Here is a 20,093-nt window from a genome sequence, read left to right as displayed (position 1 = left end):
ACGGGACGAACGGTGGCGGAGCACACGGTGGAGAAGACGGCGGACAGGGCACGGAAGGCCGGGCGCCGGCTGACGGTGCAGGGATGGTTCCACCTGGTACTGGCGCTGATGGTGCTGCTGGTGGTGATCGGCACCGCGGTGGGCTCCAGCCTGCTCACGAGCACCGCCGAGGTCACCGACGAGTTGCTCCTGCGGGTGCAGCCGGCCCAGGTGGAGGCGTACCGGCTGCAGGCGGCGCTCGTGAACCAGGAGACCGGCATCCGCGGCTACGCCATCGCCGCCGACCGCCAGTTCCTCGACCCGTACGCCCGGGGCAAGCAGGACGAGGCGCGCTCGGCCGCCCGGCTGCGCGACCTCCTCGGCGACCGGCCGGCGCTCGTCGCGGATCTGCGCGCCGTCGAGCGGGGAGCGGCGGCCTGGCGGCGCACGTACGCCGACCCGCTGGCGGCCGGCATCACCCCGGGCCGGCCCCGGACGATCGACCGGACCAACGCCGAACGTGGAAAGGCCGCCTTCGACCACCTGCGCACGCTGTGGTCGAAGCAGAACGGCGACCTGGCCCGGGCGGTCGAGGACGGCCGGGCCCGGCTGGCGCACGCGCGCACCGTGCGCAATGCCGTCCTGACCGGCATGGTCGCGGCGTTCCTGCTCACCGGGGTGGTGCTCGCCTTCCTGGTCAGACTGCTGGTGGCCCGCCCCCTGGAGGCGTTGCGCTCGGCCTCCCGGCAGGTGGCACGCGGCGACTTCGCGCATGTCATCACCGGCGACGGTCCCGCCGACCTGACCGCCGTGGCGAGCGACGTCGAGGACATGCGGCAGCGGATCGTGACCGAGCTGGAGGCCTCCCGCAGCGCCCAGGACGTCCTGGTCCGGCAGGCCGCCGATCTGGACGCCCAGGCGGTGGAGCTGCGCCGGTCCAACGCCGAACTGGAGCAGTTCGCCTACGTCGCCTCCCACGACCTTCAGGAACCGCTGCGCAAGGTCGCCTCCTTCTGCCAGCTGCTGGAGAAGCGCTACGGCGACAGCCTGGACGCGCGCGGACAGCAGTACATCGACTTCGCGGTCGACGGCGCCAAGCGGATGCAGGTCCTCATCAACGACCTGCTCACCTTCTCCCGCGTCGGACGGGTCAACGACTCCCGGCTCCCCGTCGATCTGGACGAGGCGTTCGCCAGGGCGCTGGCGAACCTGACGGCCTCCGTCGAGGAGTCCGGCGCCCGCGTCGAGCGGCCGGAGCGGCTGCCCGGGGTCGTCGGCGATCCGATGCTGCTGGCCATGCTGTGGCAGAACCTGGTGGGCAACGCGGTCAAGTTCCGGCGCCCGGACCTCGCGCCGCACATCCGTGTCACCTGCGAGACCGACCCGGACCAGCCCGACATGTGGCGGCTGTGCGTCACCGACAACGGCATCGGCATCCCGGAGGAGTTCGCCGAGAAGGTCTTCGTCATCTTCCAGCGGCTGCACAGCCGCGACGCCTACGGGGGCACCGGCATCGGCCTGGCGCTGTGCAAGAAGATCGTCGAGTACCACGGGGGCCGGATCTGGATCGACACCGCGCACACCGGCGGCACCCGCATCTGCTTCACCCTCCCGTCCGCCGCCGGCACGGCGGAGGGCACCGACTCCCGCACCGACTCCCGCACCGAAGAGAAGGCCCTGACATGACCGTCCCCGCTGCCACCCCCATCGACGTCCTCCTCGTGGAGGACGACCCCGGTGACGAGTTGATGACCCGTGAGGCCTTCGAGGACAACAAGATAGGCAACACCCTCCACGTCGTGCGGGACGGCGAGGAGGCGCTCGACTTCCTCTACCGGCGGGGCGAGCACGCCGCCGCGCCGCGGCCGGACCTGATCCTGCTCGACCTCAACCTGCCCAAGTACGACGGCCGTCAGGTCCTGGAGAGGGTCAAGTCCGACCCGGACCTGACCCACATCCCGGTCGTGGTGCTCACCACCTCCGCGGCCGAGGAGGACATCCTGCGCAGCTACAAGCTGCACGCCAACGCCTACGTCACCAAGCCCGTGGACCTCGACCAGTTCATCGCCGCCGTCCGCCAGATCGACGACTTCTTCGTCCAGGTCGTCCGCCTGCCGAGGTACGGCCGCTGAGTCCCGGCTCTTGGGCAGGGCGCCGCTCGATGACAGCTCTTCGGCAAGGTGCCGATCAGCCGCGGCCCTTGGGCTTCGCGTGGGCCCGGCCATGGGCCTTGGGCTGATGCGCCGGGGCGGTCGCCTCGCGGGCGCGGTGCTTCCCGGGCCCGTGCCCGGACGCGCCGGCCCCACTCCCGGCTTGGTCCTCCAGCGAGGTCTGCTCCACGGGGTCGGCCGCGGCGGCGGCCGAGGGCGCGGAGGAGGGCGTGGCGGAGGGGGACGCCGGACCGGCCGGCCGGGGAGCCCGCGGTGTGCCCTCGGAGGGCTGCCGGGTGAGCGGGGACGTGGGCGCGGCCCGTTCACCGCTGTTCGGGGGGCTGTCCGACAGCGTGGTGAATCCGGCCCCCAGCGCGGCGGCGGAGAGTGCCGTGAGGGCCGTGCCCACCGCCAGCCGCCGGACCTGTGCGCCCCGTCGCGTACGCCGGGGCCGGGCGGGCGGTGCGGCGGCGGGTTCCTGGAGCGGCGCCCCCATGTCCGCCGCGGTGAACGACGAGGTCGCCGTCCCGTCGGAGGGAGTGGCCAGGGTCGACAGCGCCTCGGCGCAGTGCTCGGCGTCGGGGCGGGCCGCCGCGTCCGTGGCCGTCATGAGGTGCAGCAGGCAGGCCAGGTCGTCGGGGACCCAGTCCGGCACCAGGGGCGGCCGGTGCATCCGGGCGACGGCGGCCTCCAAGGGAGTGCCGTCGTACTCGAGTTCCCCTTTGAGGCACTCCAGGAGCACCAGGCCGAGCGCGTAGACGTCGGCGGGCGAGCCCACCGCTTCACCCATGACCTGCTCCGGGGAGAGATAGGCCGCGGTCCCTATCAGTACGTCGGAAGCGGTGTGGCGGGTGGAGTCGGCCAGCCGCGCGATGCCGAAGTCCGTCAGATGGGGATGGCCGGAGGAGTTCAGCAGGACGTTGGACGGCTTCACGTCCCGGTGGACGACACCGGCTGCGTGGACGTGGGCGAGCGCGCGGCCGAGTGCGGCACCCAGTTCGGCGACGCGCCCGGGGCGCAGCGGCCCGGCCGACAGGCACCGGCGCAGCGTCGGGCCCTTCACCAGCTGCATCACCAGGTAGTCGAGGTCCCTGTGCCGGCCGACGTCGTAGACGGTGACCAGGCTCGGGTGCTGCATACGGGCGAGAAGGACCGCTTCCTCCGAGAAGCGCTCCTCCATGTGCGGGTCGGATCCCGGCCGGAAGACCTTGACGGCCACCTGCCGTCCCAGGCGGAGATCGACGCCCTCGTGGACGTCGGCCACGCCGCCCTGCCCGATACGCGTCCCCAACCGGTAGCGGCCGCCGACGACTTCGGCAGGCCGTGCCAGAAGCGTCGAGGGGAAACCCGATCGAGGGCCCTTCATCTGTCTCTCCGTTACTGTCGACGCAAGCAGTGCGCGATGGCCGTCCGTGCCTGATCGCGGGTACCCGCTTTCGTGCGGTCCACCCCATCGGTGACGGTCGTGCCGCCGCCGAGCGCGTCCGCCCGCCGCGTCGGCGCGCCGGTCAGCGACCGGAAGCGGAGGAGACGCTCGCCCGAGCCGCGGCCTCCACCAGCCGGACGCCGTCCTTCATCGACGCGCTGCCGTCCGACAGGACCGCGACGAGGTAGCGGTGGCCGTGCGCCCCGACCTGGCCGACGCTGTTGACGTCCCACAGCCCGGACGTATTGCGTTGCAGCCAGCCGTTCTTCACGGCCGAGGCGGCGCCGGAGGCCGCCGGCACGCCCCATGTCTGGTCGCTCGACACCTGCGTCATGAGGGTGCGGATGTAGGCCCGGGACCCCCCGTCGAGTGCCGTGGAGCCCGCGTGCGCCGCGGAGCGGGTGCCGAACACCGCGCGCAGCAGCCGTACCTGGTCGCTCGCCGTGGTCCGGGTGAGCCCCCACCGGGGGCCGGGGCCGCCGTGCGTGGCGGTCAGCCCCAGGCGCTTGTTCGCCGCCGCCAGGCCCGGCGCCCCGCCGATCCGCCGCCACAGGGCGTTCGCGGAGGCGTTGTCGCTGCGCCGGATCATCGGCGCGGCGTACGCGCGCTCCTGGGCGGTGAGGCCCCGGTGCGTGTCCTGCGCCTTGAGCAGCAGCGCCGCGAGGATGTCGACCTTGCTGATGCTGGCGGTGTCGTACGGGACGTCGTGGCCGTACACGGTGGGCTGCCGGGCCGGGCCGTCGAGGTCGAGCACCGCGGCGGTGACCCGCGCCCGGCCCTGCGGCCGGACCGGCAGGGGCTTCCCGGTCGGGACGCCGTTCCGCACCGACGGTGCGGCCCCGGCGGCCGTGGCGGCGTGCGGGGAGGTGGTCGCCAGGAGCGTGGTCAGCGAGGCGAGGAGCACGCCGGCGGCGACGGCGCGTCCGCCACGGCGCCTCCCGGGGGTCGTCGAAGGCGGGACGGGGCAGGGTCGGTACGGCAGGGACACGGGAGCCTCAGCGGGTGGTCGGACAGGGGCACAGAGCAGCGAACGTAGACAAATCGCCGCTTCCGTGAGGTGACCGCCGTCACCGCGGGCCGCATTTCGGCCGAATTGTGAAAAGCGCCATAAGCGGCGGCGCGCCGTGCCCCGGGCGAGGACGCCGGGAGGGGGCAAAGGGTTTCATCCGCCCGTTTCGGTCAACGGGCAGTGTATGGCCCAGTCGAAACGAGAGACCGAACGCAAGTACGCGGCGCCTGCGGCCGACGACATGGCGTGGCTGCCCGACCTGGCCGGTGCGCACCCCGGTGCGTCGCTGGTCGACCGGGGCATCCAGGACCTGGACGCCGTCTACTACGACACCGCCGACCTGCGGCTGGCCCGCGGGGCGGCGACCCTGCGGCGCAGGACGGGCGGTGCGGACGCCGGCTGGCACCTCAAGCTGCCCCTGGCCGGGGACAGCCGCGAGGAGGTGCGGGCCCCGCTGACCGACGACGTACCGGACGAGCTGCGTGCCCTCGTCCACTCCCGCACCCGCGGCGCACCGGTGCGGCCGGTGGTGCGCATCCGGACCACCCGGTCCGTCCGGGACCTGGTCGACGCCCGGGGCGGCGCCCTCGCCGAGCTGAGTCTGGACACGGTGCGTGCCGACTCGCTGGTCGAGGGGGGCGGCCACGCCGTGTGGACGGAGATGGAGGTCGAGCTCGCCGAGGGCGGCGACCCCGCCCTCCTGGACGGCGTTGAAACGATCCTGCGCAAGCGGGGCGTCGACCGTGCGCAGAGCCCCTCCAAGCTGGCCCGCGCGCTGACGGAGACGACGCCGGGCGCGCCCGGTGCCGAGGAGCCGGAGACGGACGTGGTCCCGGGCTCGGCCGGCGCGTACCTCCGCGACCACCTGCGCGAACAGATCCGCGCGCTGGTCGACCTGGATCCGGCGGTCCGGCGCGGCGCGCCCGACTCGGTGCACCGGATGCGCGTCGCCTGCCGCCGGCTGCGCGGCGCCCTGCGCTCCTACCGTTCCGTCCTCGACCGCGACGTCACCGACCCCGTCCGCGGCGAACTGCGCTGGCTGGCCGGGGAGCTCGGGCCGGAACGCGACCAGGAGGTGCTGGGCGAACGCCTGCACGCGGGGGTGCGCGAACTGCCCGCCGAGCTGGTCCTCGGACCCGTCGCCGCGCGCCTGCAGGCGTGGGACGCGGCGGAACGGGCCGCGACCCGCGGGCGCACCCTCGCGGCCCTCGGCTCGCCCCGCTACACGGCCCTGCTGGACCGGCTGAGCGAACTGGACGCCCGCCCGCCCCTGCGCGCCAAGGCCCGCCGGAGGCCCGAGAAGGTCATGGTCAAGTCACTGGTCAAGGAGTACGGCCGGCTGGAGGGGCGCATGGACCGCGCGCTCGGTATGCCGCCCGGCCCGGACCGCGACGCCGCGGTCCACCGGGCCCGCAAGGCGGCCAAGCGGCTGCGCTACGCCGCCGAGGCGGCCCGTCCCGCCCTCGGCCGTCCCGCCCGGCGGCTCGGCAAGCGCGTCAAGGCCGTCCAGCGGGTGAGCGGAGCGCACCACGACGGCATCGTGGCCCAGGACGCGCTGCGGCGCCTGGCCGTCGCGGCACACGCGGCGGGGGAGTCCAGCTTCACCTGGGGCCTGCTGCACGGCCAGGAGCGCGTCAGGGCCGCCGAACGCGAGGAGCAGCTGCCGGAGGTCTGGGAGCGGGCGGGGAAGGCGAGGTCGTCGCTCTCGTAGCCACCGCACGGATCCATCCCGTCTTCCCCGGCTGTCGGTGGGCCACAGTTGCCTAAAGGTTTTAGGTAACTGCATAATACCTTCGGTCGAGTGGGAGGAAGGTCATGGCACGTGTGGGGCTGACCGCGGAGCGCCTGGCGCGGGCCGGGGCGGACCTGGCCGACGAGGCCGGCTTCGACCAGGTGACCGTCTCGGCGCTCGCCCGCCACTTCGGCGTCAAGGTCGCCAGCCTCTACTCGCACGTGCGGAACTCCCAGGACCTGCGGACCAGGATCGCCCTGCTCGCCCTGGAGGAACTCGCCGACCGTGCCGCCGACGCCCTGGCCGGGCGGGCCGGCAAGGACGCGCTGACCGCGCTCGCCGACGTCTACCGCGACTACGCCCGGGAGCACCCCGGCCGCTACGCCGCGGCCCAGCTCAGGCTCGACCCGGAGACGGCGGCCGCGAGTGACGGGCCGCGGCACGCGCAGATGACGCGCGCGATCCTGCGCGGTTACGACCTGGCCGAGCCGGACCAGACCCACGCGGTCCGCCTGCTGGGCAGCGTGTTCCACGGCTACGTCAGCCTGGAGCTCGGGGGAGGGTTCAGCCACAGCGCCCCCGACACCGAGGAGACCTGGTCACGGGTCCTGGACGCCCTCGACGCCCTGCTGCGCAACTGGCCCGCGCCCTGACCGCAGCGCCCGCGCCCCCGGGCCGCCCCCACCCCTTCGACCGACAGGCCGGAACCATGCACACCACCGAGCAGTGGATCACCACGCCCATCACCGCCGGCCTCCTGCGCGGCGCCCTCGACCTGGAGCGCACGGCACACGGCGTGCTGCCGCACCGGCTGCCCGCCCGGGCCCGCGCCCAGTGCCCCGACGGGCAGCTCGCCCTGGCGGAGTCCCAGCCCTCCGGCGTACGGCTGGTCCTGCGCACCCGCGCCACCGCCGTCGAACTGGACACCCTTCCCACCAAGCGGGTCTACGCGGGCGCGCCGCCCCGCCCGGACGGCGTGTACGACCTCCTCGTCGACGGCCGCCTCGCCGGACAGGGCAGCGTGCGCGGCGGGAACACCCTCACCCTCGACATGACCACCGGGGCCGCCGAGCACAGGCCCGGACCGGTGGGCACCCTCCGCTTCGCCGGCCTGCCCGGCGAGATGAAGACCGTCGAGATCTGGCTGCCGCACAACGAGACCACCGAACTGGTCGCCCTGCGCACCGACGCGCCCGTCGAGCCCGCCCCGGACCACGGCCGCACGGTGTGGCTCCACCACGGGAGTTCGATCAGCCACGGCTCCGACGCCGCGAGCCCCACCACCACCTGGCCCGCCCGGGCCGCCTCCCTCGCCGGGGTGGAACTGGTCAACCTGGGTCTGAGCGGCAGCGCCCTGCTCGACCCGTTCACCGCCCGCTCCCTGCGCGACACCCCCGCCCACCTGATCAGCGTCAAGATCGGCATCAATCTCGTCAACACCGACCTGATGCGGCTGCGCGCCTTCACCCCCGCCGTCCACGGCTTCCTCGACACCATTCGCGAGGGCCACCCCACCGCGCCGCTGCTCGTCGTCTCGCCCCTCCTGTGCCCCATCCACGAGGACACGCCCGGCCCGAGCGCCCCGGACCTCGGCGCACTCGCCGCGGGGCGCCTGCGCTTCCGGGCCGCGGGCGATCCGGCGGAACGCGCGAGCGGCAAGCTGACTCTGGGGGTCATACGGGAGGAGCTGGCCCGGATCGTCGCGCAGCGGGCGGCCGAGGACCCGAACCTGCGTCTCCTCGACGGGCGCGAACTCTACGGACCCGACGACCACGACGAGCTGCCGCTGCCCGACGGGCTCCACCCGGACGCCGCCACCCACCGCAGGATCGGGGAACGCTTCGCCGGGCTGGCCTTCGGCGCCGGCGGCCCCTTCGCGCGGGAAACCGCCTGACAGCGGGCCTCCGCGCACGGGGCGACCGCGATCGGGGCCGCCGTCCGCGGCCCTGGGGAAAGTGAACGGCCCGGACGCCGACGGGGGATGCAGCATCCGGGCCTGTGAACAGACTAACCCCAAAGCGGGGTTCCACACGTCACCGCCCCCACCGGGATGCGGAGACAGGCCACCTGGCTCACCGGTCCGCCCCTCGAGCGCCGCCGCCCGGTGCGGGGCCGCCGCCCGCGTCGACGGCGGCAGCGCAGAGGGGCCCCAGGTGCGAGCTGGGGCCCCTCTGCCGTTCGGGCATGCCCTGCCCCACCCCCGTGGGGGCTGGACACACCCGGGTTTCGGGCGGCCGTCAGCCGGTGAGGGCCTGTGGCCGCGGCGCGGCGGGCAGTACACGGGCGAGCAGTTCGCCCACGGCGACGACCGTCCGGTCCGCCAGGTACGGGCCGATCACCTGGATCGACAGCGGCAGGCCGTCCTCGGTCCGCCCGGCGGGCACGACGAGGGAGGGCAGCCCGACCGGACCGGCCAGGTTGAGCCAGCTCGTCTGGTCGAAGTAGGAGCGCCGGACGCCGTCCACGGTGATGTACCGCTGGGGTGTCGGGACGGACGTCTGGTCGGGGACGGCCGCGGTGGGGGCGGCCGGCGTGATCAGGACGTCGTGGTCGGTGAAGTAGGCGGCCCAGCGTGCCCGCAGCCTCTGCCGCTCCTCGTCGGCGCGGGCCCAGTCCCGGTGCCGCATGGTGCGCGAGGTGAGGTAGAGGGCGCCGGGGGCGTCGTCGGCGAGGCCCTCGGCGGCCCGCACCTCGGCGGCGAACGCCTCGTCGGTCGCGGTGGCCGAGCTGGTGGCGTACATCAGCCGCTGGAACAGCCGGTCGACGGCCGCGAAGTCGACGGGCCGGGTGGTCTCGTCGACGGTGGCGCCGACCTTGCGCACGCGCGCCACGACCTCGTCGAGCAGCGCGCGGACGGCGGCGTCCACGCGGCAGTACGGGTCGTCGGCCCACACGCCGATGCGGTACCGGTCGAGCCCCGCCTCAGCGGGGGCGGGCAGGGACACCTTCCAGGCGGCGCCGTCGGCGGGGGAGGGCGCGGCGATCACGTCCAGGAGCAGGTCGAGGTCGGCGGCCGAACGCGCCATCGGCCCCAGGGCGAGCATGTCGGAGCTGCTGAGCCAGCCCGGCGGGCGCGGGATGTGCCCGCGGGTGGGGACGACCGGCACGGCGCCGCGGGAGGTGCGCAGGGCGTAGACGCCGCAGTAGGCGGCCGGCAGGCGCAGCGACCCGGCGAGGTCGGAGCCGACCTCGAGGGGGGTCAGTCCGGTGGCGACGGCGGCGGCCGGTCCGCCCGAGGAGCCGCCGGCGGTGCGGTCCCCGGCGTAGGGGTTCTTCGTGGTGCCGAAGACCGGGTTGCAGGTCTGGATGTCCTGGCAGAGCGTCGGGACGTTGGTCTTGCCGATGACGACGGCGCCGGCCGCCCGCAGCAGCGCCACCACGTCGGCGTCCGTGTCGGGCACGTGGTCGGCGAGGTCGGGGGAGCCGCACGTGGTGCGCAACCCCTTCGTCTCCAGGGCGTCCTTGACCGTCATGGGCAGCCCGTGGAGCGCGCCGAGGGGTTCGCCGGTCCTGGCCAGGTGCCGGTCGGCGCGGTCGGCGGCCGCGCGGGCACCCTCGGCGTCCAGGGTGACCACGGCGTTCAGGCCCGGGTTGGTCCGGTCGATGTGCCGCAGGTACTGCTCCAGCAGGTCACGGCTGCTGGTCCGGCCGCTGCGGAGGGCGGCGAGCTGCCGGCGGGCGGAATCGAGGTGAAGGGGCATGCGCGCGGGTTTCTGGGTGGGGGGACGGGAACGGGCGGCCGCGGGGGTGAGTACGGATCCCGCGGTGGCCAGGGCGGTCGAGGCCAGGAGAAGGGTGCGGCGGAGGATCACGTGCCGGCTCCCGACGACGTACGGGAACGGGGCGTTCCGCCGGGAGCGGGCGGGGTGAAGTAGGCGGCGACGCGCCGGAGATGACGCAGCTCGTCGTCCGTGGTGGCCAGGGAGAGACCGGCGTCGGCGTACTCGGCCGGCTGGTCCGCCGGGGTGTCCGCGCGGTGCAGGAACAGCGCGTGGTGGATCTGGTCGGCGGTGACGGCGGCGGCGAGTTCGGCGCCGGTCAGCCCCTCGGCGCGGCGGCGGGACTCCGCCCGCGCGCGGATGTCCGGGTCGAGATAGCGGCGCAGCAGCTTCTGGCCCTGACGGATCTCCACCCGGCGGCGCAGCAGGGGGAAGTGGGCGCTGCGGCCGCGCAGGACCTCCTCGCGCTGCCGCGCCGGGCGGCGCAGGGTGATGCCGGGGTCCGCACGGTCGAGGGCGGCCCACAGCGGGCGCAGGCGCCGGTAGGTGAGGTGCGCGGCCGCCCAGTCGCGGGCGGCGTCCACCCGGCGGGCGAGGACGGGCAGGAAGTAGCCGATCTGGGTGAGGGTGGCGCCGATGTCGCCGCAGGCCCAGGCGAAGTTGTTCCAGCGGTCGACGCTGAAGCCGGTCTCGGCGCCGACGACGGCGGCGATGCGGATGCCGCTGTAGCCGAGGGTGACGACGGCGCCCACGGTGATCAGGCGCAGGCCCCAGGCGATCGACGCGGTGCTCGCGGTGCGGGCGTACGTCCAGCAGGAGACGGCCAGATAGATCTCGGCGGCGCTGTAGGTGCCGAAGTACAGCAGCACGTAGGCCTGGAAGAAGGGGTCGTGCGCGTAGTAGAGCGAGAAGTCGACGGGCCTGGTCGTCGCCGGGGTCAGGAGGACGAACAGCACCGACATGCCGGCGATGACCGCGGCCGCCGCGGCGAACAGCAGGCGGCCGCGCCGGCGGGCCCGCTCGGGCGGCATCGACCAGTACGCCAGCACGGTCGACTGGAGCGCCAGGACGAGGATGACGCAGCTCTGCGCGAGCGGCACGGAGATGTTGGTGACCCCGAAGACGCCGTCGATGCGCACCCACACCCAGGTGAGCGACACGGCGTAACTCACCGCGGAGAAGCCGTAGGTGAAGGCCAGCGCGACGAGCGCGGGATCGCGTCTGCTCCTGCCGAGGTCGCGCAGCAGAAGGACGAAACCGGTGCTCGCGATGGCCAGGCAGAGGGGGTGAAGGATGTCTTTCACGGGCCTTTGCGGGGGTCAGCGCAGCAGAGTGCGGGCGATGGGGTCGGTGTCCTGGGCGCGCGCGGGGCGGGAGGTGCTCACCCGCTCCTGCAGCAGGGAGCCGAGCATCTCGGCCTCGAACTCCTCCGGGTCGTTGTAGCGGGTGCGGCCGAGGATGAGCTGGATCGTGCCCGGATCGATGTCCGTGATCAGGCCGCCGAGGTTGCCGAACGGGGACTTGGCGGCGTTGCCGCGGTGCTGTCTGAGCATGTGGGCGAACTCGTGCGCCACGATGATCTCCGCGTGGGAGCGGCTGATGCCGGCGTCGTAGAAGACGTAGTCCGTGGTCTTCGTGGCCAGCCACAGCCCGCACGGCGCGGAGGCGTCCAGGGAGTCCGGGTCGGCGGGGTCCGGGGTGAACGGCACGAGCTGGAGGGAGCGTCCGCGCCGGTCCTCCATGAACGGCACCAGGTCCAGCACGCTGTCCACCGCGGGCAGGTCGAGCGTGTCGAGGAACGCGCGGCTGCGGCGTTCGACCTCGTCGGCCGTGCGGTCACGGCGCCCCATGCGGATTCCCTTCCTCGTCGCGGCCCTTCGGCCCGTCACGGCAACTCCTCCTCCGGCTCCGGGGGCAGGCCCTCCTCCTCGCGGACCGCGTCGAGCGCGGCCAGCACCTTGCGCTGACCGGCCGCGGAGACGCCCATGGAGCGCAGGAAGATCTGCTCGATGCCGTTCTCCTTGATCTTGCGCAGGAGTTCGAACTGCGTGGCCACCTTCTGGGTGACCTCGTCCTCCACGAAGTAGGCGGCCTCGACCCCGAAGAAGCGCGCGAGGAGCGGCACGAGGGTGATGGTGGGTTTCCCCTCGCCCCTGCGGAGTTTGCCGATCCACGCGCCGGTGACGCTCTCGTCGCCGTACGCGGAGATCGTGCGCGCCACGTGCTGGTTGCTGAACTCCCTCGCCCCGGCCGGGCGTACCCGGTCGAAGAGGAAGTTGAGACGGTCGGCGAACGGCGCCCCCGGGCCCGGCACGGGGATCGGCTTCTGTTCCTCCGCCGTCCCCGCATCGGAGTTGTGGTCCGGCTCCGCCACCTGCACCGCTCCCTCCCGATCCGCTGAAACTATAGTTGACGCTATCGCGGAGGGGAGCCCTGGGGGAAGCCCCCTGGGTAACAGGCGGGCCTACTGGGGCCGTTCACCCCCGGACTCCACGGGCGACAGGGCCCGCAAGGTGTCCCGAAGGCTGTGGGGGCGCAGCAGTCCGGGGTCCGTCCGCCTGCCCCATCCGGGGCCGAGGAGCAGTATCCGGCTCTGCCGCCGGGCGCCGCGAACTCCCCAGCGCAGGCCGGCGATGTGCCCGGCCAGCGCCAGGCTCGCCGTGGAACGGGACTGCGACCACAGCGCCACCGCGGCGGGACCGACCCGCCGCACCGCGGCGACGAGCGCCTCGGCGGGAACGGCGCCGCCGAGCATCAGGACCGGCACCCCTCGCTCCGCCAGCGCCGCGCACAGCGTCTCGATCGGCAGCGTGTGATGCTCGCCGGGCAGCCCGGCGAGCACGACGGGGGAGGAGTCCGTGCGCCGCCCGCGCAGGACGGAACCGACGTACACCTGACGCACCGTCGCCGAGACGTGCCAGGACAGCAGGTGCTCGACCTCCACGTAACCGTCGCCGGAGGACTGCCACTTGCGGCCGACCGCGCGCAGCGTCGGGGCGAGCACCTCGTCCCAGGCGGTCACCAGACCGTACGTCCGGACGGCCGCCGCCACCTGCTCCTGCACCGCAGCGCCGTCCAGGCGCACGGCGGCGCGCGCCAGTCCGCGGCACTCCTGGCGCACGTCACCCAGCGGAAGCCCGCTGCCCGAGCGGGACGCCCGCCGCGCCGAGGGCCCGGTGGCGGCGGGCTCCGCCCCGCGCCGGAGCGGCCACGAGACCGGCAGGTAAGAGTCCGACGGCGGCGAGAGCGAAGGCGACGAATCCGCCGACCGGGAGACCGCCGACCGCGAGAGGGCCGACGGCGAGAGGGCCGACGGCGAGAAGGACGGCGACGAGACCGACGGCTGCGCGACCGGCGGCGCCGACACCGTTCCCGAGGGGACCGCCTGCCGCGACGCCGACTGCGACACGGTCTCCGGCGGGTCCGCGGCGGTACGGCCGCGGGCGAACTCCTGTGCGGCGCGGGCCGCCTCCGCCGGGGGCACACCCGCCGCCGTCAGTCGGCACATCTCCTGCATCATCGCGACGTCGTCCGGCGACCACCGGCGGTGGCGGCCGTCGGCGCGCGCCGCGGGGCCCAGCCCGTACCTGCGGTCCCAGGAGCGCAGTGTGGTGGGGGAGACGCCGAGTCTCCGCGCCAGGAAACCGGTGGTCACACCCACGTCGGGGGTTGCCGTGGACTTCGCGGGGTTCGACACGACCATGACTCTCCCCTGCATCGTTTCCGCATCGTTTCAGGCCGTGCGCGCGAGGGAGCCGTCCTCCCGCAGGCAGCGGGCGAGGCGGTGCAGCCCCCGCCGGGCGTGGCTCTTGACGGTGCCCAGGGGCCAGCCGGTGACCTGTGCGATCTGCCGTTGCGTCAGGTCGTCGTAGAACGCCAGGCCGAGCACGCGGCGCTGGGGGGCCGGCAGGCGGGCCAGCTCGTGGCCGACGAGGACGCGGTCCAGGACGCCGTCCGGCTGCGCGGCCCGGTCCGGGGCCCGCAGCGCGGCCAGCGAACCGGCGGCCGCCGCCAGCTCCGTACGCCGGGTGCGGGCCGACAGCGCGTCGGCGATCTTGCGCCGGGTGATGCCGACCAGCCACGCCGACAGCGCGCCCCGGTCGGGGTGGAACCCCGCGCGTCCCCGCCAGGCGGCCAGGAAGACCGTCTGCGTGACGTCCTCGGCCTCGCCCGCGTCGCCCAGCGACCGTCGGGCGAGCGTGTAGACCAGAGATCCCCACCGGTGGTAGACGGCGGCGAGGCAGGCGTCGTCGCCGTCGGCGAACCGCGCGGCCAGCTCCTCGTCGGCGCAGGACTCCTCCGTGGGAGCCCGCAGGGGGGTGCCGGTGGGGGTGTCGGAGGTGGTCTCGTGTGCGGTCATGGCGACTGCTCCTCCTGCCGAGCGGCATGTGCCCCGCCGTCGGGGGCCCGGGGCGGACCGGGCCCGGGGACGTGCCGGGGGATCCGCCTGCCGGGTCGCACCGGGCGACTCGGCTCGACCACCGTGCGCCGGTCGAAGGTGTCGCTTCAACTCGCATCGACTCTGCATCGACTCGGCCGGGCGACGTGGCGCCGGATCGGCATGACTGGCCGGCCCCCGTGCGGGTACACGACCGCCGTCATCGCAAGATCGTCGCCGGAGGAGTACGCGGATGTGCCGACGGCCGACCCCGGCGTACCGTGGGTTGAGGCGTGTCACGCCGTACGAAGGAGCGGGCGTATGGGCCTGAAACGGTGGATCGGCGAGTGGCCGGTGTACCGGCAGCTCACGGGAACCGATCCGCTGGGGCGCGGCAAGGCCGCCGAGTCCCGGCGCTCGGCCTCCCTGGGGCCCCGGACGGCCAGTGCGGACCGGGTCGCGGACTCCGTCTGCCCCTACTGCGCGGTCGGCTGCGCCCAGCGCGTCTACGTCAAGGACGAGAAGGTCGTCCAGATCGAGGGCAACCCGGACAGCCCCATCTCGCGCGGCCGTCTGTGCCCGAAGGGCTCCGCCAGCAAGCAGCTCGTCACCGGCCCGCAGCGTGAGCAGAAGGTGCGCTACCGGCCGCCGTACGCCACCGAGTGGCAGGACCTGGACCTGGACACGGCCATGGACATGGTCGCCGACCGGGTGCTGGACGCGCGGCGGCGGGGCTGGGAGGACGCCGACGAGGACGGGAACGCGCTCAACCGAACCATGGGCATCGCCAGCCTGGGCGGGGCGACGCTGGACAACGAGGAAAACTACCTGATCAAGAAGTTGTTCACCGCCATCGGAGCGTTGCAGATCGAGAACCAGGCGCGTATTTGACACTCCGCCACGGTTCCCGGTCTGGGAGCCTCGTTCGGACGCGGCGGCGCCACCGACTACCAGCAGGACCTGGTCAACGCCGACTGCGTCGTCATCATGGGCTCGAACATGGCCGAGGCCCATCCGGTCGGGTTCCAGTGGGTGACGGAGGCCAAGGCGCGCGGCGCCCGGGTCTTCCACATCGACCCGCGGTTCACCCGCACCAGCGCGCTGGCCGACCAGCACGTCCCGCTGCGCGTCGGCACCGACATCGCCTTCCTCGGCGGCGTCATCAACTACATCCTGACCCACGACCTGTACTTCAAGGAGTACGTGCAGGCGTACACCAACGCGCCGTTCCTGCTGAGCGAGCGCTACCAGGACACCGAGGACCTGGACGGCCTGTTCAGCGGCTACGACCCGCACACCGCGTCCTACGACTCCTCCACCTGGGCCTACGAGAGCGTCGAGGCGGAGGAGGAGCGCCCGGGGCACCGCGTCAAGGAGCAGGCGGGGGCCTACGAGCACGGCGCCGGCGGCCCGGTCGTCGAAGGCGGGGCCGGCGAGATGGCGGCCGACCCCACCCTGCAGCACCCCCGGTGCGTCTTCCAGGTGCTCAAGCGGCACTTCGCCCGCTACACCCCGGAGATGGTCGAACGGATCTGCGGAGTCCCGCAGGAGCTGTTCCTGGACGTGTGCCGGGCCTGGACGGCCAACTCGGGCCGGGAGCGGACCACCGCGCTGGTCTACAGCGTCGGCTGGACGCAGCACTCCACCGGCGCGCAGTACATCCGCGCCGGCTCGATCGTCCAGCTGCTGCTCGGCAACATCGGCCGTCCCGGCGGCGGTGTCTACGCCCTGCGCGGCCACGCCAGCATCCAGGGCTCCACGGACATCCCGACCCTGTTCAACCTGCTGCCCGGCTATCTGCCGATGCCGGACACCACCCACGAGAACCTGACCGGCTACCTGGACAAGATCCGCCGCCCCGGCCAGAAGGGCTACTGGAGCAAGGGGGACGCGTACATCGTCTCGATGCTGAAGGAGTACTGGGGCGACGCCGCGACCGAGGAGAACGACTACTGCTTCGACTACCTGCCCCGCATCAACGGTGACCACGGCACCTACCGCACCACCATGGACATGATCGACGGGAAGGTCTTCGGCTACTTCCTGCTCGGCCAGAACCCCGCGGTCGGCTCCGCCCACGGACGTCTGCAGCGCCTGGCCATGGCCAATCTCGACTGGCTGGTCGTCCGCGACCTGAACATGATCGAGAGCGCCACGTTCTGGAAGGACGCCCCGGAGATCGAGACCGGGGAGATCGTCACCGAGCGCTGCCGCACCGAGGTGTTCTTCTTCCCGGCGGCCTCGCACGTGGAGAAGTCGGGCACGTTCACCCAGACCCAGCGGATGCTCCAGTGGCGGGACAAGGCCGTCGAGCCCAGCGGGGACCAGCGGTCCGATCTGTGGTTCTTCTACCACCTCGGCAGGCGCCTCCGCGAGAAGCTGGCCGGCTCCTCCGACCACCGCGACCGCCCCGTGCTCGACCTCGCCTGGGACTACCGCACCGACGGCGACGAGCCGGACGCCGCGGACGTGCTGCGCCGGATCAACGGCGTCGACCTGCGCACCGGGCGGGCCGTCAGCGGCTACGCCGACCTCAAGGCCGACGGCACCACCGCCTGCGGCTGCTGGATCTACAGCGGTGTCTACGCCGACGAGGTCAACCAGGCCCGCCGCCGCAAGTCCCGCCTCGAGCAGGGCCCGTACGACGCCGAATGGGGCTGGACCTGGCCGATGAACCGGCGCGTGCTCTACAACCGCGCCTCCGCCGACCCCGACGGGAGGCCCTGGAGCGAACGCAAGGCCCTCATCTGGTGGGACGAGGAGCGCGGCGAGTGGACCGGGCACGACGTCCCGGACTTCGAGAAGGACAAGCCGCCGCACTACCGGCCGCCCGAGGGAGCGTCGGGCCCGGAGGGACTGAGCGGCGAGGACGCCTTCGTCATGATGGCCGACGGCAAGGCGTGGCTGTTCGCCCCGGCCGGACTGTCGGACGGCCCGCTGCCCACCCACTACGAGCCCCACGAGTCCCCCGTGCGCAACCTCCTCTACGGCCAGCAGGCCAACCCGGCCCGCAAGGTCTACGGCCGCCCCGACAACCCGTCCAACCCGTCCTGGCCCGAGGAGCACGGCGAGGTGTTCCCCTTCGTGTTCACCGCCTCCCGGCTGACCGAGCACCACACCGCCGGGGGCATGAGCCGGCAGCTGCCGTACCTGTCGGAGCTGCAGCCGGAGCTGTTCGTGGAGGTGTCGCCGGAACTGGCGGCCGAACGCGGGCTGCGGCACCTGGACTGGGCCCATGTGATCACCAGCCGCACCGCGGTGGAGGCCCGCGTCGTCGTCACCGACCGGCTGGCGCCGCTGCGCGTGGAGGAGCGGACCGTCCACCAGGTCTGGATGCCCTACCACTGGGGCCAGACCGGCCTGACCCGCGGCGACGTCGTCAACGACCTGATCGGCGTGGTCGCCGACCCCAATGTGCTGATCCAGGAGAGCAAGGTGCTGACCTGCGACATCCGTCCCGGGCGAAGGCCGCGGGGCCCCGCCCTGCTGGAGTACGTCGAGGAGTACCGCCGCAGGGCCGGGATCACACCGAGCACCGGGACCCGCATCGTGACGGCGGGCGACCACCACAGGCCGGTCCACACCGAACCCGACCGGCCGGAGGACACCCCATGACGGACGAGCACAGCCTCTACGGGCCCCTGGAGGACCCCGCCGCCGACGCCGGCCACCGCGACCACCCGCCCCGGGTCGGCTTCTTCACCGACACCTCCGTGTGCATCGGCTGCAAGGCGTGCGAAGTGGCCTGCAAGGAGTGGAACGACGTCCCCGAGGACGGCCTGGACCTGCTGGGCATGTCGTACGACAACACCGGCATGCTCGGCGCCAGTTCCTGGCGGCACGTCGCCTTCATCGAGCAGGAGCGCCCGCTGGGACGGCAGGACGCGGGGCTCTCCGGCCTGCCCACCGGACCCTCCGGCACCGCCGCCACCACCGAGGTGGTCGCGGACGCCCTGCGGGACAGCCCGCGCGGCGGCGGCGAACTCGGCACCGGACCGGTGGACCTGGGGTTCCCCTCCTTCGGCCTGCCCGGTGCCGCCACCGGCCCCGAGACCCGCACCGACTTCCGCTGGCTGATGTCGTCCGACGTGTGCAAGCACTGCACCCACGCCGGATGCCTCGACGTCTGCCCCACCGGGGCGCTGTTCCGCACCGAGTTCGGCTCCGTCGTGGTGCAGCCCGACATCTGCAACGGCTGCGGCTACTGCGTCTCCGGCTGCCCCTACGGGGTCATCGACCGGCGGCCCGACGACGGCCGCGCCTGGAAGTGCACCCTGTGCTACGACCGGCTGCGCGGCGGCATGGAACCGGCCTGCGCCAAGGCATGCCCCACCGACTCCATCCAGTTCGGGCCGCTCGACGAACTGCGCGAGCGGGCCGACCGGCGCCTGGAGCAGCTGCACGAGGCCGGAGTGCCCGAGGCACGCCTGTACGGCCGCGACCCCGACGACGGCGTCGGCGGCGACGGCGCCTTCTTCCTGCTGCTCGACGAACCCGAGGTCTACGGCCTGCCCCCGGACCCCGTGGTCCCCACCCGCGACCTGCCGTCCATGTGGAAGTACGCCGGGGTCGCCGCCTCGGCCCTGCTGGCGGCGGCCGCCGCCGTCTTCGTCAAGGGAGACCGCCGATGACCGACGACGACGGACTCCTGCGCGAGCCGCGCAGCGACGAGGGCGCCGCCGACGTCCGGGCGCGCACCTTCGGCTCGGGCCGCGACCGCGGCGGGCGCGGCGAGCAGACCACCGTGCCCCGGGCCGAGTTCCGCTCCTACTACGGACGGCCGGTGCTGAAGCCACCCGTGTGGGAGTGGAAGGTCCCGGCCTACCTGTTCACCGGCGGCCTGTCGGCCGGCGCCGCGCTGCTCGCCGCGGGCGCCGACCTGACCGGACGCCCGGACCTGCGCCGCACCGGCCGCCTCGGCGGCTTCGGCGCCCTGCTGGGCAGCACCTATCTGCTCGTCGCCGACCTCGGCCGCCCCGAACGCTTCCACCACATGCTGCGGGTCGCCAAGCCCAGCTCACCGATGTCCGTCGGCACCTGGATCCTCGTCGCCTACGGCCCCGGCAGCGGCCTGGCCGCCGTCACCGAACTGCTGCCCGCCTCCTGGCGCGCCGGCCTGCCCGGACGGCTGCTGCGCGGGGCCGGCCGCCTCGGCGGCCTGTCCGCGGCCGCCCTCGCCCCCGCCCTCGCCTCCTACACGGCCGTCCTGCTGTCCCAGACCGCAGTGCCGGCCTGGCACGAGGCCCGCCGCGAACTGCCCTTCGTGTTCACCGGCTCCGCGGCCGCGAGCGGCGCCGGGCTCGGGATGCTGCTGGCGCCGGTGAGCGAGGCGGGCCCCGCCCGGCGCCTCGCCGCACTCGGCGCGGCGGCCGAACTCGCCGCCGCCCGGCTCATCGACCACCGCCCGGACTTCGAGACCAAGGCCTACACCCGCGGCCGCGCCCGCGGCCTGCGCCGGGCCTCCGAGTTCCTCACCCTCGGCGGGGCGCTCGCCGCCGTCACCGTCGCCCGCCGCAGCCGCCCGGCCGCCGCCGCGGCCGGACTCGCGCTGCTCGCCGGCAGCGTCCTGCAACGCTTCGGCGTCTTCGACGCGGGCGTCGCCTCGACCAAGGACCCGGCATATGTCGTCGTGCCGCAACGCGCCCGCCTGCGCGACCGGTCCGGCGAGCCCACCGGCGGGTGAGCCGGGTGCGGACGCCC

16 protein-coding genes are annotated in these 20,093 nt (G+C 73.8%); 8 read left to right on the top strand and 8 right to left on the bottom strand.

Annotation, left to right across the window (positions count from 1 at the left end):
• The first annotated feature begins 108 nt into the window (after positions 1 to 108).
• Positions 109 to 1,665, top strand: coding sequence for an ATP-binding protein (locus ACIPM1_RS15670; RefSeq protein ID WP_402434832.1), 1,557 nt, complete (start codon positions 109 to 111; stop codon positions 1,663 to 1,665).
• Positions 1,662 to 2,111 carry a response regulator gene (locus tag ACIPM1_RS15665; protein ID WP_402434247.1) on the top strand — a complete coding sequence of 150 codons (450 nt, stop codon included), beginning with the start codon at positions 1,662 to 1,664 and terminating at the stop codon, positions 2,109 to 2,111. Before ACIPM1_RS15670 ends, ACIPM1_RS15665 begins: the two co-directional genes overlap by 4 nt.
• Before the next feature lie 55 nt (positions 2,112 to 2,166).
• On the opposite strand, the gene ACIPM1_RS15660 is transcribed toward ACIPM1_RS15665, so the two are convergent.
• Positions 2,167 to 3,495: a serine/threonine-protein kinase gene (locus ACIPM1_RS15660; RefSeq protein ID WP_402434244.1), complete on the bottom strand. Its 1,329-nt coding sequence runs from the start codon at positions 3,493 to 3,495 to the stop codon at positions 2,167 to 2,169.
• A 142-nt stretch (positions 3,496 to 3,637) separates the two neighbouring features.
• Positions 3,638 to 4,459 carry a serine hydrolase gene (locus ACIPM1_RS15655; protein WP_402434241.1) on the bottom strand — a complete coding sequence of 274 codons (822 nt, stop codon included), beginning with the start codon at positions 4,457 to 4,459 and terminating at the stop codon, positions 3,638 to 3,640.
• A 289-nt stretch (positions 4,460 to 4,748) separates the two neighbouring features.
• Here ACIPM1_RS15655 and ACIPM1_RS15650 point away from each other — a divergent pair, with 289 nt between their 5' ends.
• The 3 genes from ACIPM1_RS15650 to ACIPM1_RS15640 all read left to right on the top strand — a co-directional run bounded on the left by ACIPM1_RS15650 (position 4,749) and on the right by ACIPM1_RS15640 (position 8,190).
• A complete protein-coding gene (locus ACIPM1_RS15650) occupies positions 4,749 to 6,275 on the top strand; it encodes a CHAD domain-containing protein (RefSeq protein WP_402434238.1) in 1,527 nt (508 codons plus the stop codon).
• Positions 6,276 to 6,379: 104 nt separating this feature from the next.
• Positions 6,380 to 6,949 (top strand): TetR/AcrR family transcriptional regulator, encoded by a 570-nt coding sequence (locus tag ACIPM1_RS15645; protein WP_402434235.1) that lies wholly within the window; start codon positions 6,380 to 6,382, stop codon positions 6,947 to 6,949.
• Positions 6,950 to 7,005: 56 nt separating this feature from the next.
• Complete coding sequence (locus tag ACIPM1_RS15640) at positions 7,006 to 8,190, top strand: GDSL-type esterase/lipase family protein (RefSeq protein WP_402434232.1); 1,185 nt, start codon at positions 7,006 to 7,008, stop codon at positions 8,188 to 8,190.
• Positions 8,191 to 8,533: 343 nt separating this feature from the next.
• Here ACIPM1_RS15640 and ACIPM1_RS15635 read toward each other — a convergent pair whose 3' ends face one another.
• The 6 genes from ACIPM1_RS15635 to ACIPM1_RS15610 form a co-directional block, all read right to left on the bottom strand.
• Complete coding sequence (locus ACIPM1_RS15635; protein WP_402434229.1) at positions 8,534 to 9,997, bottom strand: amidase; 1,464 nt, start codon at positions 9,995 to 9,997, stop codon at positions 8,534 to 8,536.
• 107 nt (positions 9,998 to 10,104) lie between these two features.
• Entirely contained in the window at positions 10,105 to 11,319 is a 1,215-nt protein-coding gene (locus ACIPM1_RS15630; protein WP_402434226.1) for an MAB_1171c family putative transporter, read from the bottom strand.
• Between the two features lie 15 nt (positions 11,320 to 11,334).
• On the bottom strand, positions 11,335 to 11,865 hold the full coding sequence (locus tag ACIPM1_RS15625; protein ID WP_356192162.1) for a hypothetical protein: 531 nt from the start codon (positions 11,863 to 11,865) through the stop codon (positions 11,335 to 11,337).
• Between the two features lie 35 nt (positions 11,866 to 11,900).
• On the bottom strand, positions 11,901 to 12,389 hold the full coding sequence (locus tag ACIPM1_RS15620) for a hypothetical protein (RefSeq protein WP_402434222.1): 489 nt from the start codon (positions 12,387 to 12,389) through the stop codon (positions 11,901 to 11,903).
• Between the two features lie 90 nt (positions 12,390 to 12,479).
• Complete coding sequence (locus ACIPM1_RS15615) at positions 12,480 to 13,712, bottom strand: MerR family transcriptional regulator (protein WP_402434219.1); 1,233 nt, start codon at positions 13,710 to 13,712, stop codon at positions 12,480 to 12,482.
• Between the two features lie 36 nt (positions 13,713 to 13,748).
• Positions 13,749 to 14,375: an RNA polymerase sigma factor gene (locus tag ACIPM1_RS15610; RefSeq protein WP_402434216.1), complete on the bottom strand. Its 627-nt coding sequence runs from the start codon at positions 14,373 to 14,375 to the stop codon at positions 13,749 to 13,751.
• Positions 14,376 to 14,714: 339 nt separating this feature from the next.
• Between ACIPM1_RS15610 and fdh the strand changes: the two genes are divergently transcribed.
• Genes fdh through nrfD form a run of 3 tightly spaced genes read left to right on the top strand, consistent with a single transcriptional unit; the run spans position 14,715 to position 20,076 of the window.
• Complete coding sequence (gene fdh, locus ACIPM1_RS15605; RefSeq protein ID WP_402434213.1) at positions 14,715 to 18,008, top strand: formate dehydrogenase; 3,294 nt, start codon at positions 14,715 to 14,717, stop codon at positions 18,006 to 18,008.
• A complete protein-coding gene (locus ACIPM1_RS15600) occupies positions 18,005 to 19,024 on the top strand; it encodes a 4Fe-4S dicluster domain-containing protein (RefSeq protein WP_402434211.1) in 1,020 nt (339 codons plus the stop codon). Before fdh ends, ACIPM1_RS15600 begins: the two co-directional genes overlap by 4 nt.
• Positions 19,021 to 20,076, top strand: a complete 1,056-nt coding sequence (nrfD, locus tag ACIPM1_RS15595; RefSeq protein WP_402434208.1) for an NrfD/PsrC family molybdoenzyme membrane anchor subunit — start codon at positions 19,021 to 19,023, stop codon at positions 20,074 to 20,076. Before ACIPM1_RS15600 ends, nrfD begins: the two co-directional genes overlap by 4 nt.
• The last annotated feature ends 17 nt before the right edge of the window (positions 20,077 to 20,093 follow it).

Origin of the sequence: Streptomyces sp. NPDC086766 (genome assembly GCF_044746005.1) — a bacterium.
In the GTDB taxonomy this organism is placed as follows: Bacteria; Actinomycetota; Actinomycetes; order Streptomycetales; family Streptomycetaceae; genus Streptomyces.
Note: the sequence above shows the minus strand (reverse complement) of the source record. Positions and strands in the feature narration are given on the sequence as shown.

Excerpts from the sequence above, each read along its gene's own strand:
- ACIPM1_RS15645 (WP_402434235.1), top strand. The coding sequence starts at position 6,380 with ATGGCACGTGTGGGGCTGACCGCGGAGCGCCTGGCGCGGGCCGGGGCG.
- ACIPM1_RS15665 (WP_402434247.1), top strand. The coding sequence starts at position 1,662 with ATGACCGTCCCCGCTGCCACCCCCATCGACGTCCTCCTCGTGGAGGAC.
- ACIPM1_RS15600 (WP_402434211.1), top strand. The coding sequence starts at position 18,005 with ATGACGGACGAGCACAGCCTCTACGGGCCCCTGGAGGACCCCGCCGCC.
- ACIPM1_RS15610 (WP_402434216.1), bottom strand. The coding sequence starts at position 14,375 with ATGACCGCACACGAGACCACCTCCGACACCCCCACCGGCACCCCCCTG.
- ACIPM1_RS15640 (WP_402434232.1), top strand. The coding sequence starts at position 7,006 with ATGCACACCACCGAGCAGTGGATCACCACGCCCATCACCGCCGGCCTC.
- ACIPM1_RS15635 (WP_402434229.1), bottom strand. The coding sequence starts at position 9,997 with ATGCCCCTTCACCTCGATTCCGCCCGCCGGCAGCTCGCCGCCCTCCGC.
- ACIPM1_RS15625 (WP_356192162.1), bottom strand. The coding sequence starts at position 11,865 with ATGGGGCGCCGTGACCGCACGGCCGACGAGGTCGAACGCCGCAGCCGC.
- nrfD (WP_402434208.1), top strand. The coding sequence starts at position 19,021 with ATGACCGACGACGACGGACTCCTGCGCGAGCCGCGCAGCGACGAGGGC.
- ACIPM1_RS15660 (WP_402434244.1), bottom strand. The coding sequence starts at position 3,495 with ATGAAGGGCCCTCGATCGGGTTTCCCCTCGACGCTTCTGGCACGGCCT.
- ACIPM1_RS15670 (WP_402434832.1), top strand. The coding sequence starts at position 109 with ATGGTGCTGCTGGTGGTGATCGGCACCGCGGTGGGCTCCAGCCTGCTC.
- ACIPM1_RS15650 (WP_402434238.1), top strand. The coding sequence starts at position 4,749 with ATGGCCCAGTCGAAACGAGAGACCGAACGCAAGTACGCGGCGCCTGCG.